This is a genomic window from Streptomyces sp. NPDC096012 (genome assembly GCF_040426375.1).
Classification (GTDB): Bacteria; Actinomycetota; Actinomycetes; order Streptomycetales; family Streptomycetaceae; genus Streptomyces.
Genome location: NZ_JBEOTD010000043.1, coordinates 41027 through 54365, shown reverse-complemented (window position 1 = coordinate 54365; position 13339 = coordinate 41027). Strand labels below are relative to the sequence as shown.

At 74.3% G+C, this 13339-nt stretch carries 12 protein-coding genes and 1 pseudogene; 9 read left to right on the top strand and 4 right to left on the bottom strand.

Translation table 11 applies throughout. The annotated features are described in order from the left end of the window. Positions 1–187 precede the first annotated feature (187 nt). Genes ABVB68_RS31000 through ABVB68_RS30990 form a run of 3 tightly spaced genes read right to left on the bottom strand, consistent with a single transcriptional unit; the run spans position 188 to position 2752 of the window. Entirely contained in the window at positions 188–1018 is an 831-nt protein-coding gene (locus tag ABVB68_RS31000; RefSeq protein WP_353604492.1) for a 4'-phosphopantetheinyl transferase superfamily protein, read from the bottom strand. Between the two features lies 1 nt (position 1019). Then, positions 1020–2498, bottom strand: a complete 1479-nt coding sequence (locus tag ABVB68_RS30995) for a class I adenylate-forming enzyme family protein (protein WP_353604491.1) — start codon at positions 2496–2498, stop codon at positions 1020–1022. Further along, positions 2498–2752, bottom strand: coding sequence for a phosphopantetheine-binding protein (locus ABVB68_RS30990; RefSeq protein WP_353604490.1), 255 nt, complete (start codon positions 2750–2752; stop codon positions 2498–2500). Before ABVB68_RS30990 ends, ABVB68_RS30995 begins: the two co-directional genes overlap by 1 nt. A 448-nt stretch (positions 2753–3200) precedes the next feature. Here ABVB68_RS30990 and paaA point away from each other — a divergent pair. The 9 genes and pseudogenes from paaA to ABVB68_RS30945 form a co-directional block, all read left to right on the top strand. Beyond that, positions 3201–4178: pseudogene (gene paaA / locus ABVB68_RS30985) on the top strand (1,2-phenylacetyl-CoA epoxidase subunit PaaA); the annotation flags it as partial. Between the two features lie 278 nt (positions 4179–4456). Then, positions 4457–4768, top strand: a complete 312-nt coding sequence (gene paaB / locus ABVB68_RS30980) for a 1,2-phenylacetyl-CoA epoxidase subunit PaaB (protein WP_353604489.1) — start codon at positions 4457–4459, stop codon at positions 4766–4768. 55 nt (positions 4769–4823) lie between these two features. Continuing rightward, entirely contained in the window at positions 4824–5552 is a 729-nt protein-coding gene (gene paaC, locus ABVB68_RS30975; protein WP_503006388.1) for a 1,2-phenylacetyl-CoA epoxidase subunit PaaC, read from the top strand. Beyond that, positions 5549–6082 (top strand): 1,2-phenylacetyl-CoA epoxidase subunit PaaD, encoded by a 534-nt coding sequence (paaD, locus tag ABVB68_RS30970; RefSeq protein ID WP_503006384.1) that lies wholly within the window; start codon positions 5549–5551, stop codon positions 6080–6082. The genes paaC and paaD overlap by 4 nt, the downstream gene beginning before the upstream one ends. A gap of 8 nt (positions 6083–6090) precedes the next feature. Next, positions 6091–7569: a 2Fe-2S iron-sulfur cluster-binding protein gene (locus tag ABVB68_RS30965; protein WP_353604487.1), complete on the top strand. Its 1479-nt coding sequence runs from the start codon at positions 6091–6093 to the stop codon at positions 7567–7569. A gap of 58 nt (positions 7570–7627) precedes the next feature. Continuing rightward, positions 7628–8404, top strand: coding sequence for an SDR family oxidoreductase (locus tag ABVB68_RS30960; protein WP_353604486.1), 777 nt, complete (start codon positions 7628–7630; stop codon positions 8402–8404). 68 nt (positions 8405–8472) lie between these two features. Then, on the top strand, positions 8473–9321 hold the full coding sequence (locus ABVB68_RS30955) for a tryptophan 2,3-dioxygenase (RefSeq protein WP_353604485.1): 849 nt from the start codon (positions 8473–8475) through the stop codon (positions 9319–9321). Continuing rightward, positions 9311–10159: an alpha/beta hydrolase gene (locus tag ABVB68_RS30950; protein ID WP_353604484.1), complete on the top strand. Its 849-nt coding sequence runs from the start codon at positions 9311–9313 to the stop codon at positions 10157–10159. Before ABVB68_RS30955 ends, ABVB68_RS30950 begins: the two co-directional genes overlap by 11 nt. After that, entirely contained in the window at positions 10156–11406 is a 1251-nt protein-coding gene (locus ABVB68_RS30945) for a kynureninase (RefSeq protein WP_353604483.1), read from the top strand. The genes ABVB68_RS30950 and ABVB68_RS30945 overlap by 4 nt, the downstream gene beginning before the upstream one ends. A gap of 144 nt (positions 11407–11550) precedes the next feature. Here the strand turns inward: ABVB68_RS30945 and ABVB68_RS30940 are convergent, their stop codons facing one another. Next, complete coding sequence (locus tag ABVB68_RS30940; protein ID WP_353604482.1) at positions 11551–13311, bottom strand: MOSC domain-containing protein; 1761 nt, start codon at positions 13309–13311, stop codon at positions 11551–11553. Positions 13312–13339: the final 28 nt, after the last annotated feature.

Below are 13339 nucleotides of genomic sequence, written 5' to 3'. Positions count from 1 at the left end.
CGCCGGCCCCTCGGCAGGGACGGCGGGGCCGTCCTCTCGGTGGGCCGGTCGGCCGAGGACGGTGCTGAAGACGCCCGGACCGGCCGTGATCACGTGGACGTGCACGGCGGGTGCCGCGGCGGTCCGCGCCTCGATGCGCAGGCCGTCCGGGCAGGGCCGCGCACGCAGGTCGCGCAGGCTGCGCAACTCACCGCGACGCAGCGCCTCCTGGCCGGTGTGCGGGGCCTTCCAGGCGGCCTCTTTCGGCAGGGACGGCGGGGCCGTCCCCTCGGTGGGCCGGTCGGCCGAGGACGGTGCTGAAGACGCCCGGACCGGCCGTGATCACGTGGACGTGCACGGCGGGTGCCGCGGCGGTCCGTGCCTCGACGCGCAGGCCGTCCGGGCAGGGCCGCGCACGCAGGTCGCGCAGGCTGCGCAACTCACCGCGACGCAGCGCCTCCTGGCCGGTGTGCAGGGCCTTCCAGGCGGCCTCTTTGGCGGAGAACAGCGCGGTCACCGACCATGGCGCGCCCCCCGGCCGGGCGGCGCGCAGCACTTCCTCCTCGTCCTCGCGCAGCACCAGGCGGGCGGCGCCGGCGGGGAGGGGACGCAGTTCCAGATCGCAGCCGAGCGGGGTGTCCCGGCCCGGCGCGCGGGCCACGGCGACCGCCACGCCCGCACTGTGCGAGATGGACGCCGCTCGTCCGGGCGGGAACTGCGGCAGGCGCCCGGCACGCGGGATCTCCCCGCAGTCCAGCCCCACCGCGCGCAGCGCACGCCGCGCGGCGAGCCGCCCGGCGAGGAACTCCAGCCGGCGTCGCGGCGGCATCGACGCCACCGCGGACGCCTCCCCGGGCCCGGCGGGCGAGAGGTGCGGTTCGGCGACGCAGGCGACCCCCTGACCCAGCCCGGACGCTTCCAACTCCGTGTGCAGGTCCCGCAGTCGGGCCGCGATGAGCAGGCCGAGACCGGCCGCCGCCGCCACGCGGTGGCCGGCCGGGTCCGGGGGAGCCGGGGAGGTCGCCGGCGGCCGGGTCACGTCAGGCCCGCAGCAGCTTCTTCATGATCTTGCCGGCCGGGTTGCGCGGCACCTGCTCGACGAACTCCACCCGCCGCGGCCGCTTGTAGGGCGCGAGCCGCTGCGCGACATGGGCGAGGAGTTCCACGGCACCGGTCCCCGGCTCGGCCACGACGTAGGCCAGCGGCACCTCGCCGTAGTCCTCGTCGCCCGTGCCGACGACCGCGGCGTCCCGGACCGCGGGGTGGGTCATCAGGGCCCGCTCGATCTCCGACGGGTAGACGTTCTGGCCGGCGCGGATGATGACGTCCTTGGTGCGGTCCACGAGGTGGATACGGCCCCCCTCGTCCACGAAGCCCAGGTCCCCGGTGCGGATCCAGCCGGCGAGGTCGATCTCCCGGGTGGCCTCCGGATCGTTCCAGTAGCCCTGCATGACGCCCGGGCCGCGCACGACGATCTCACCGATCTCCCCGCGCGGCAGTTCCGCCCCGGCCTCGTCGGTCGCGCGCGCGGACATGCCGGGCACCACACGCCCGCAGGGGATGCGCGCGGTGACGTCCCCGGGAGCGGGGTGCTCGTCGGGACCGAGGGTGACGAACGGTCCGCCGACCTCCGTCATGCCGTAGACCTGCCGGAAGCCGCAGCCGAGCCGCCGTACGGCCTCCGCGTACACGTCGAGGGGCATGGGGGCCGCGCCGTACAGGACCTCCCGGAGCGTGGAGAGGTCGGCCCGCTCGGCGCCCTTGGCCTGCAGCATGAAGCGCAGCATCTGCGGGACCAGCCACATGTGCGTCGCGCGACGTTCTTCCACCGCGGCCAGCGCCCGCTGCGGGGTGAAGCCCGGCATCAGCACGATGGTGGCGCCCGCGGCCATGTAGGTCAGGGACACCACCATGCTGCCGTGGTACAGCGGGCAGCAGTTGACCATGACGATGTCGTCGGTGGGCCGGGCCATGACCAGCCAGCCCAGGGCGATGGCGCGGAACGAGGCGCCGTCGACCGTGACGCCCTTGGCCTGTCCGGTGGTCGCCGAGGTGTGCAGCACGGCCACCGGATCGGTGTCGGCCACGGCCGGCAGGACCCGGTCGGCGGCCATGGTCCCCAGGGCCTCGAACACGGGCTTGTCGAACGCCACCCTGATCCGCACCGACGCCGGCAGCTCGGGGTGCCGGTCCAGCAGTTCCGACTCGCCGAGAACGGCCACCGCGCCGACGCGTTCGATGATCCCGGCGACCTCCGGCACGGTCAGGCTGTGGTTCAGCGGGACGAACAGCGCGCCCAGCCGGGCCAGCGCGAAATAGCTCTCCAGGACCTCGATGCGGTCCTTGGCCAGGACGGCGACCCGGTCACCGGGTTCGATGCCCAGGTCGGCCAGGCCACGGGCGAGTTCGAGCGTGCGGTCGTGCAACTGCGACCAGGTGACCTCGCGCCGCTCGTCGACCAGTGCGGTCCGCTCCGCGAAGCACTGGCGGTTGCGTTCCAGCAGCTGCGTCAGCCACATCACGCACCGCCGCCGGCACCGGCCGCGGAACGCTCGGCCACGAATCGCTCGTAGTCGGCGATCGAGTGCAGCTTCTCCATGTCGTCGGCGGTGATCTCCACACCGGAGCGCTGCTCGACGAGCAGGACGAGACGCACCAGGTCCCCGGAGTCGATGCCGCTCGCCGCGAGATCGACGTCGTCACCGACCCGGTCACCGTCGGCGAACTCCTGCGTGCCGGTGAGCTCGACCAGCAACTGCCTGATGGTGCTCATGGTTTCCCCTTCCACCGCGGCGAACCGGCCGCCGAGCGGGTCGCGTCTGTCGCCTGTCACCCGAACAAGAGGCGACAGCGCCGAAGCGCAATCCCCTTGCGGTGGCGTGACCTTTGTCACGCGGTCATGCGGCCGGCCGGGGGATTGCGGGCCCGCCGCTGGGCCTCTTTCCGAGACGGAGGCTGTGCCCGACCTGCCGGGCGACGTGGGCGCCACGGCGCCCGAGGAGTGCCGAAGGAGTGATGCCAGTGCCCAGGCGAGGGATCCGGGTCCGGGACGTGTACGCCCCTGTCGCGGCGGAGACCGGCCGGGGAGGCGGAGCATGAGCGGGCCGTCGGCGGACACCGCGGCCGTCGGTGCGGACGCGGTGTCCGGCCGCGACGGTGAGGGTGAGGTGCCCGGGCGGGACGGTGCGGATGCTCCGCCCGGCCGTCACGGTGAGGGTGAGGTGCCCGGCCGGGATGGTCAGGACGAGCTGCCCGGCCGGTTCGAGGCGCTCATCGCCGCGGGGGAGGCCGTCGAACCGCGCGACTGGATGCCCGACGGCTACCGCCGCATGATGGTCCGCCAGATCGCACAGCACGCGCACTCCGAGATCATCGGCATGCAGCCGGAGGGTACGTGGCTCACCCGGGCGCCGTCCCTGCACCGCAAGTCGGTGCTCATCGCCAAGGTCCAGGACGAGGCCGGCCACGGGCTGTACCTGTACTCCGCCGCCGAGACACTCGGTGTGGACCGCGACGAACTGCTCGACGCCCTGCACAAAGGGCAGCAGCGCGCCTCGGCGACGTTCAACCACCCCGCCCTGACGTGGGCGGACACCGGCACCATCGCCTGGCTGACGGACGGCGCCGCCGTCATCAACCAGGCCCCCCTGTGCCGCACTTCGTACGGGCCGTACGCGCGGGCGATGCGCCGGGTCTGCCAGGAGGAGGCCTTCCACGTGCGGCAGGGATACGACCTGATGCGCGCGCTGTGCGAAGGGACTCCCGAGCAGCGGGCGATGGCCCAGGACGCGGTGGACCGCTGGTGGCTGCCGGCCGTCGCCCTGATGTTCGGGCCGCCCGACACGGAGGCGGGCGGGGCCGACGCCCGGACCGCCGCGCTCGGTGCCGCGGTCTCCCGCCGGGCCATGGCCTGGGGCATCAAACGCCACACCAACGACGAGCTGCGTCAGCGCTTCGTCGACGCTTGCGTCCCGCAGGCCGAACGCCTGGGTCTGACCCTGCCGGACCCGGCGATCCGGTGGAACGAGGAGCGCGGCCACTACGACTTCACCCCCGTCGACTGGGACGTCTACCGGCGGGCCCTCGGCGACGACACGCACTGGTCCAGGCAGCGCATCGCACACCGGCGCGCCGCTCACGAGGACGGCGCCTGGGTGCGAAGGGCCGCCGCCGCGTACGCCGCCCGCACGGAACAGGCCCCCGAACCGCCCGCCGCCCGGGACACGGGTGTGCCGCCCGAGGCCCGGGACACAGGTGTGTCGCCTGTGGCACGGGACGCCGGTGTGCCGCCCGTGGCCCGGGATGCCGGTGAGCCGCCCGTGGCCCGGGACGCCGGTGAGCCGCGCGCCGCCCGGGACACCGGTGAGCCGCGCGTGAAACCGGCCGCCGGTGGGCCTCCCGTGAAGGGGAACGCCGGTGAGCCGCGCGCGACCTCCGGTGCCGGGAAGAACACGTACGACGGGACGGGGGAGCCGGTATGAGCCGGGAGCAAGAGGGTGTCCCCGCGTCCTGGGAGGTCTTTCTCCGGCCCCGGCGCGGCCTCGCCCACCAGCACGTGGGCTCGGTGCGCGCCTCCGACGCGGACACGGCCCTGCTCAGGGCCCGTGACCTGTACACGCGCCGCGGCGACCCGCTGTCGCTGTGGGTGGTCCGCTCCGACGCCGTGCACACCGCCTCCCCGGACGAACGCGACCCCTACTTCGCCAACGCCCGGCACAAGCCCTACCGGTACCCGCAGCAGTTCGCGCCGCTGACGGAGAAAGGCCCCGACGGTGACCACGACCTCTGACCCGGCACTCCCCACCGCGGGAGGCGCCCGTGCCGACGCCCACCTCGCCGTACACCTGCTGCGCCTCGGCGACGACGCCCTCGTCCTCGGCCAGCGGCTGTGCCAGTGGATCACCCGTGCGCCGACCATCGAGGAGGACCTGGCGCTGTCCAACATCGCCCTCGACCTCGTCGGCCAGGCCCGGATGCTGCTCACCCTCGCCGGACGCGCCGACGGAACCGGCCGTGACGAGGACGAGTTCGCCTTCGCCCGCACCGGCAGGGAGTTCACCAACGCCCTGCTGACCGAACTGCCCAACGGGGACTTCGCGGCCACCGTCGCCCGGCAGCTCGCCTACACCCACTACGCCGTCCTCCACTACGAGGCACTGGGCGGCTGCGCGGACCCCGAACTCGCCGCCTTCGGGCAGCGGGCCGCCAAGGAGGTCGCCTTCCACCGGCTGCACGCCGACACCTGGACCGAGCGGCTCGGCCTCGGCACCGCCGAGAGCGGCCGCCGGATGCAGGAGGGCCTGGACCGGGTGTGGCCCTACACGGCGGAACTGTTCGAGGAGGACGAGGTGCTGCGCCGGCTCGTCGCGGCCGGCACGGTGCCCTCGCCGGCTCCGCTGCGTCCGCTGTGGGAGCGGCGCACCGCGGACGTCATCGCCCGCGCCGGCCTCACCGTGCCCACCCCGGCGTGGCAGGCCCGCGGCGGCCGGGAGGGCCTGCACACCGAGGAGTTCCCGTCGCTGATCGCCGAACTGCAGTCGGTGCACCGCCAGTTCCCCGGAGGCACGTGGTGAGCGGCCCTACGGCACCGGCGGCGCGGTCCGGGCCGCAAAGCCCCGCGCGTACGGTGCGGGAGATCCGGAGGCTGGTGGAGGCCCTGCCGGACCCGGAGCTTCCGGTGATCGCCCTCGGCGACCTCGGTGTGATCCGCTCGGTCGCCCCCGCTGCCGACGGAGTGCTGGAAGTCGAGGTCACCCCCACCTACCTGGGCTGCCCGGCACTGCCCGCCATCGTCTCGGCGATCCAGGAGGTGCTCACCGCCGGCGGCCACCCGGACGCGCGGATCCGGCAGGTGCTGACACCGCCGTGGACGACCGATCGCATCACGGCCGCCGGGCGGGAGAAGCTCGCCGCCCACGGCATCGCCCCGCCGGCCCCCGCGCACGGGGCCGGCCCGGTCCTCGTCCAGCTCGCCGGTGTGCGCTGCCCGCACTGCGGTTCCCGGGCCACCCGGCCGCACAGCACCTTCGGACCGGCCCGCTGCCAGTCGGTGATGCGCTGCACCGCCTGCCACGAGCTGTTCCCGCACCTGACCGCGCTATGAGGTCCACAGTGAACACCCCCGCCACCCCCGCCACTCCGGCTCCGGGGGCCAGCGACATGCCTCCGGCTCCGGGGGCCACCGGCAACACCCGGGCTCCGGCGGCCACCGACATGCCTCCGACTCCGGGCACCACCTCCGCCACTCCGGCTCCGGCCGCCACCGGCACCACCCGGACTCCGGCCGTCTGCTCCACCACTCCCACTCCCGCCACCCCCTCTACCGCCCGCGGCCCCGCCACCGCTACCACTCCCGCTGTCTCCACCACTCCCGCCCCCGCCACCCTTCCCACCACTCCCGCCCCCGCCACCCTTCCCACCACTCCCGCGCCCGGCGTCACCCCCACTACCGCCACCACCGGGCCCGGATCCGTGCCCTCGACTCCGGTCCGGGCGCCAGGACGGCGCAGCGGGTGGTACCGGCTCGCCGTCGTCGCGGTGCGGGCACTGTCCGGGAACGCCGTCGCGATCACCCTGGACGCGCCCGGCGTCCTGCGGGAGGTCTTCGCCCACCGGCCCGGCGAGCACGTCGTCGTGCGGCACCACCGCGGCGGCGCCGGTCCCGGCACCGAACTGCGCCGCAGCTACTCGGTGTGCCCCCCGCCCACGGAACCCGCCGCGCTGCGCCTGGTCGTCAAGCGTGGCGCCCCCGACGGCTTCGGCGCCTACGCCGCGACCCGCCTGGCCCCGGGCGACACCCTCGAACTCTCCCCGCCCAGCGGGGCCTTCGCCCTGCCGGAGCGCCCCGGAGCCCACCACGTCCTGGTCGCGGGCGGCTCCGGTATCACCCCGCTCGCCGCCATGGCCGCGGCCGCGCTGCGCGACGACCCGGACTGCCGAGTCTCCCTGGTCCACTCGGTGCCCACCTCCGCCGACGCCCTGCTCGCCGACGAACTGGCCGTGGTGAAGGACGCGTTCGTCGACCGCTTCACCGTCCTGTACGTCCTGACCCGCGAGGACCGCGAGGGCGGCGGCCCGCTGGGCGGGCGGATCGACGCCGCGACGCTGCCCCGCCTGCTCACCGCCCTGCACGCCCGGCCCGGCCCCGGCACCACCTTCGCCCTGTGCGGCCCGGCCGGCCTGGTCGCCACCGTCCGGCAGGCCCTGACGGAACGGGGCGCCGATCCGGACCTCGTACGCTCGGAACTGTTCACCCTCGGCGACACCCCGCCGGCGACTCCGTCACCGGTCACCGGAACGACGGCCCCCGACCGGACCCGGGTCACCGCGCTCTTCGACGGGCGCCGGCGCGTCGCGACCGCGGGCCCCGAGGACGCCGCGCTGCTCGACGCGCTGCTGCGCGCCCATCCCGACGTGCCCTACGCGTGCCGCGAGGGCATCTGCGGCAGTTGCCGGGCCAAGGTCGTGTCCGGCCGGGTGGCGACCGGATCCGCGCACGCGCTGGACGCCGGGGAGCTGGCCGCCGGCTACACGCTCACCTGCCGCGCCCGCCCGCTGAGCGCCGAGATCACCCTCGACTTCGACGCCTGACCGGGCCCACACCGGCACCGCGACGGCCGGAACCCACTCCCAGCTGAAGGAGAAGACGATGACCACCCCCCTGCGGCACGACGGCAAGACCGCCCTGGTCACCGGAGGCAGCCGCGGCATCGGCCGGGCGATCGGCCGGCGGCTCGCACGCGAGGGCGCCCTGGTGGCCGTCCACTACGGGCACGACCGGTCGGCGGCCGAGCGGACCGTCAAGGAGATCGAGGCCGACGGCGGGCTGGCCTTCCCCGTCCACGCCGAACTCGGTGTGCCCGGTGACGCCGACACGCTGTGGTCGGCCTTCGACCGCGCCCTGGCCGGCCGGGACGCCGAACCCGGACTGGACATCCTCGTCAACAACGCCGGCATCACCCTCCCGCGCCGGATCGCGGACGTGACCGAGGCCGACTACGACCGGGCGTTCGCCGTCAACACCAAGGCGCCCTTCTTCGTCGTCCAGCGCGGACTCGACCGGCTGCGCGACGGCGGCCGGATCGTGAACGTCTCCTCGGTGGCCACCCGCCTGGCCTTCCCCCCGCTCGTCGCCTACACCATGACCAAGGCCGCCCTGGACTACCTCACCCTGGCCCTCGCGCAGGAGCTGGGACCCCGGGGCATCACGGTGAACAGCGTCGCCCCCGGCTACACCGAGACCGAGATCAACCCCACGCTGAGCGTTCCGGAGATCCGTCAGCGGTACGCCGGAGCCTCCGTGTTCGGCCGGCTCGGGGCCCCGGCGGACATCGCCGACGTCGTGTCCTTCGTCGCGAGCGACGACGCCCGCTGGGTGACCGGCCAGTGGATCGACGCGTCCGGCGGCGTCCACCTCGGCGTGTGACCCCGGGCCCTTCCCGCCGCGCCGCCGCCCGGGCACCCGGCCGGTCGACGGCAGCACTAGGAGACACCATGAATGACAGCACCTCCGCACCCGGCCGGCCGGCCGCGGACGACGCCCTGACCCGGCCGTTCGCGGGCGCCAGTCCCTACGACGCCTATGTGCACGCATCCGTCCTCAACGGCCTGCAGCACCCCCTCACCGAGGCTCCGGACGAGATGGGGTTCCTCGTCACCACACAGGTGATGGAGCTGTGGTTCACCCTGATCGTCCACGAGTGGCGCGTGGCCGGTACGGCCTTCGCGAAGGACGACCTGAACGCGGCCACGGGAGCCCTCGTGCGCAGCCGCCGCGCGCTGACCGCCCTCGACGCGACCTGGGGGCCGCTCGCCGCCCTGACACCCGCTCAGTTCAACGCCTTCCGGGCCGCCTTCGGGCAGGCGTCCGGCTTCCAGTCGGCGATGTACCGGCACATGGAGTTCCTCCTCGGCGACAAGTCCGCCTCGATGCTGCGCCTGCACGGGGGAGACCCGGCGGCGCACGAGGCGCTCAGCGCCACCTACCGCGAACCGTCCCTGTACGACGAGGCCCTGGGCTTCCTGCACCGTCAGGGCCTGCCCGTCCCCGAGCACGTACGGGAGCGGGACATGACCGAGCCGTACCGTTCGGACCCTGGTGTCGTCGAGGTGTGGCGGCGGATCTACTCCGGCCCGCAGGCCCACCCGCTGCTCGCCCTCGGTGAACTGCTCACCGACATCGCCGAACTGGTCCAGCGCTGGCGTTTCGACCACGTCATGGTCGTACGCCGTGCGATGGGCGGCAAGAGCGGCAGCGCCGGTTCCACCGGGCTGGACTGGCTCGAACGGCGCGCCGTCCGGCCGGTGTTCCCCGAACTGTGGGAGGTGCGCGGTGACGTCTAGGGCCATCTCCGCCTTCGCGGCGCAGGAGGAGCAGCGGGTGCTGAGCCTGAAGCCGGTACTGGCCCCGGTGCACGGCCGCTACGGCGACCACCCGCACCAGGTCTACGACGCCTGGCCGGCCGAGGACCCCGGCGCCCCGCTGGTGATCCTGCTGCACGGCGGGTACTGGCGCTACGACCGGATGCATCTGACCCCCTTCGCGGCCTACCTCTCCCGGCAGGGCTTCGACGTGCTGCTGCCGGGCTTCCGCCGTTCCGGCGGGGCGGGCGGCTATCCGGAGACCTTCGACGACGTCGCCCGGATCGTGGACACCCTGCCCGCGGGGCGGCCGTACGTCCTGTCGGGTCACTGCTCCGGTGGCCATCTGGCCCTGTGGTGCGCGGCCCGCGCCCTGTTGCCCGAGGATTCGCCCTGGCACACCCGGGAGCTGCCGACGAGTGTGCTCGCCCTCGCGCCGATCACGGATCTCACCGCCACCCGCCGCGACGACCTCAGCGACGGCGCCGCCGTGCAACTCCTCGGCGGCGAGGAGCCGTTCGCGCGGCGGCTGCCCCTGGTCGATCCGCTCACCCTGCTGCGCGGCGCGGGCACGACCGGCGTGCCGACCGTGCTCCTGCACGGCGCCGTCGACGAGGAGGTGCCCCTCACCCAGTTCGCCGACTACGCGGCCGTGCACGAGGATCTGAGAACCGTCATCCTGCCCGGAACGGGCCACTACACGCTCATCGAGCCGGACGCGCCCGGCGCCCGCGCGGTGGCCGACACCCTGTGGGAGCTGTCGTCCGCCTTCGGTGCACGACGGCCCGGCAACGACACGCGGAAGGCCTTTCAGCCGTGACGACCGCCCCCACCGCACTCGACGCACGAGCCGCGCGGTCCGACGCGGACGACGTCCTGGCCCCCCTCGCCGAGCGGTTCCTGATGCCGGACGGGGTCGTCTACCTCGACGGCAACTCCCTCGGCCCGCTGCCCGCCGCCGTCCCCCCGGCCCTGGCCGACGTCGTGACCCGGCAGTGGGGCACCGACCTGATCCACTCCTGGAACGCCAACGGCTGGTGGGACGCGCCGCTACGGGTGGGCGACACCATCGGACGCCTCATCGGCGCCGCGCCGGGCCAGACGGTGGCGGGGGACTCCACCAGCGTGCAGATGTTCACGGCGCTCGGCGCGGCCGTCGCGCAGAGTCCCGGCCGGCCGCTGCTCGTCACCGACCCCGGCCACTTCCCCACCGACCGGTACCTGGCGGAGGCGGTCGCCCGTCGCCAGGGCCTCGAAGTGCGGTACGTGCCCCCCGCCCGTCTCGAGGCGTTCCTCGCCGAGGAGGGCGAGGCGGTCGCCGCGGTCAGCTGTTCACCGGTCGACTTCCGCACCGGGGAGCTGCACGACATGGCCGTGATCACCGAGGCCGCGCACCGCGCCGGGGCGCTCGCCGTGTGGGACCTGTGCCATGCCGCCGGCGCCATGCCGCTCCATCTCGACGCCCTCCAGGTGGACTTCGCCGTCGGCTGCGGGTACAAGTTCCTCAACGGCGGCCCGGGCGCCCCCGCCTACCTCTACGTCGCCCGCCGCCACCACGCCTCGCTCGAAACCCCCCTGACCGGCTGGAACGGTCACGCGGACCCCTTCGGCATGGGACCGCGCTACACACCCGCACCGGGCGTCGCCCGGGCCCGCATCGGCACCCCGCCCATCCTCTCGCTGCTCGCCCTGGAAGCGGCGCTCACCGTCTTCGACGGCGTCGACCTCGCCGAGGTCCGCGCCAAGAGCCTCTCCCTGACGGACTTCTTCCTCCACTGCACCACCGAACTCCTCGCCCCCCTCTGCCTCGAAGCCGTCACCCCGGCCGACCCCGCGCGGCGCGCCGGCCATGTCGCCCTGCGCCATCCCCACGCCCACGGGCTGGCCCGGGCGCTGGCGGAGCGGGGCGTGATCGTCGACATGCGCCCCCCGGATCTTCTGCGCTTCGGCGTGAACGCCCTCTACACCACACACCGTCAACTGCTGACAGCCGTACAGCGGTTGCGTGACATCGTGCGAGACGCGGCCTACGACCCGACACCACCGGCACCGGGACCGGTCACCTGAGCGTTCCGGGCTTGGTCGCCCGAGGATCGCGAAGCCGGTCAGCCGTGTGTTCCGATCCTGGTCATCCGAGGGGTCCCAGGGCGCGGTCACCGACGGCTCGGGGCCCGGCGACGCCGTGCCCGGTCCCGGACGCTCGCCGGCGCCTCAGAGGTCGAGGACGACCTCGCCGGCCGGCTCGCTGCAGCAGACGAGGACGGTGCCGGGGCCGGGAGGTTCCAGAGGCTGTGTCGTGTAGGCGACGTCGCCCGACAGCAGTTGGGTGACGCACGTGTGGCAGACCCCGGTCCGGCAGGACCAGCGGGTGGGTACGTCACAGGCCTCGGCGAGACCGAGGAGCGTCGCGTGGGCCGGGGACCACCGGGTGGTGACGCCGCTGCGGGCGAAGGTGACGAGGGGACCGGTGCCCGGTGGGCCGGGCGGCCGGTGCGGCCGGGCGGTGGCCGTGGGTGTCACACCGGGGTTGACGGCGGGAAGCGAGCCGAACCGCTCCATGTGGATGCGTTCGGGGCGCAGGCCGTGGTCGTGCAGCCGGCCGCCGAGTTCGTCCATGAAGGCGGTCGGCCCGCAGAGGTAGGCGTCGGCGTCGGTGGGCAGGCCCATGTCCGCGAGCGAGGAGGCGGTCGGACGCCCGGCGGTGACGGGGCGTTCGCCGTGCTCCTCGGCGGTCTCGGCGGTGTAGAAGATGTGCTCGTGGGCGTCGGGGAGCCGGGCCAGGAGCGCGTGGGCCTCGTCGGCGAAGGCGTGGTGCGCACGGTCGTGGGCGACGTGGATCCACCAGACGGGGCGCGGGTCGTGCAGGGCGGCGAGCTGGTGGAGCATGGCGAGCACGGGGGTGGCGCCGATCCCCGCGGAGGCGAGGACGACCGGTCGTGCGCCTTCTTCGAGCACGAACGTTCCGCGGGGGCTGGCGATGTCCACGAGGTCCCCGGGGCGCAGCGTGTCGTGGATGTACCGGCTGACCTGCCCGTGGGCCTCGTGCTTGACGCTGATCCGGTAGGTGCCGGCCGAGGGCGCCGAGGACAGGGAGTAGCTGCGCACCGTCGGACCCGCGTCGCCGGCGGTGAGGCGGACGGAGAGGTACTGGCCCGCGCGGGCCGCGGGCAGCGCGGTGCCGTCGGTGGTGTCGAGGTAGATCGACGAGACGGTGGGGGTCTCGGGGACGATGCGGGCGACGCGCATGGTCTTGAAGCCCGGCCATCCCTGCTCCTCTTCCGGCCGCCGGGTGCCGGGCCCGCCCGGCGCCTCCGGTTCCCGCCGCGGGGCCGTGGTGGCGGCGAGTTCCCGGAAGGACCGCTGCCAGCCGGGACTGAGCGCGGAGATCCGCAGTGCCCGGCGCAGCTTCGCGGGGTCGCGGCCGGGGAGGTAGAGCAGTGCGTCGGTGTCGGCCACGCTGAGTTCCCCGGGGCCCCTGCGCGTCAGGGTGATCTCGTCCCCGGCCTGCACGCGTCCCTCGGTGAGGACGCGCAGGTAGAAGCCCGGACGGTGGTGGGCGACCAGCAACGCGGCCATGGCCGGTTCGCCCAGCCGCATGCCGACGCGGTAGCAGGTGACACGCGGCTGGGTGACCTCGAACTCGGCCTCGCCGATGCGGTACCGGTCGCCGATGCACACGTCGTCGTCCGGCAACCCGTCGACGGTGAAGTTCTCCCCGAAGATCCCGAAGCCCAGGTCGTCCCGGCCGAGGTACTTCTCCCAGTAGCGGTAGGACTGCACCTGGTAGACGAGGACGGCACGGATGTCACCGCCGTGCCCGGCCAGGTCTCCCTGGCCGTCCCCGTCGACGTTCAGCCGTCGCACCATCCGGGGCCCGTGCACGGGTGACTTCCAGGCCCCGGTGCGGACGGTCCTGCCCTGCCAGGAGACGTCTTTCGGCATACCCACGTTGACGGACAGCAGCGTCGCCACAGCGAACCTCCTGCGGGTGACCGGCCGC

Excerpts from the sequence above, each read along its gene's own strand:
- ABVB68_RS30995 (WP_353604491.1), bottom strand. The coding sequence starts at position 2,498 with ATGTGGCTGACGCAGCTGCTGGAACGCAACCGCCAGTGCTTCGCGGAG.
- ABVB68_RS30990 (WP_353604490.1), bottom strand. The coding sequence starts at position 2,752 with ATGAGCACCATCAGGCAGTTGCTGGTCGAGCTCACCGGCACGCAGGAG.
- paaB (WP_353604489.1), top strand. The coding sequence starts at position 4,457 with ATGAGCCGGGAGCAAGAGGGTGTCCCCGCGTCCTGGGAGGTCTTTCTC.
- ABVB68_RS30960 (WP_353604486.1), top strand. The coding sequence starts at position 7,628 with ATGACCACCCCCCTGCGGCACGACGGCAAGACCGCCCTGGTCACCGGA.
- ABVB68_RS30955 (WP_353604485.1), top strand. The coding sequence starts at position 8,473 with ATGAATGACAGCACCTCCGCACCCGGCCGGCCGGCCGCGGACGACGCC.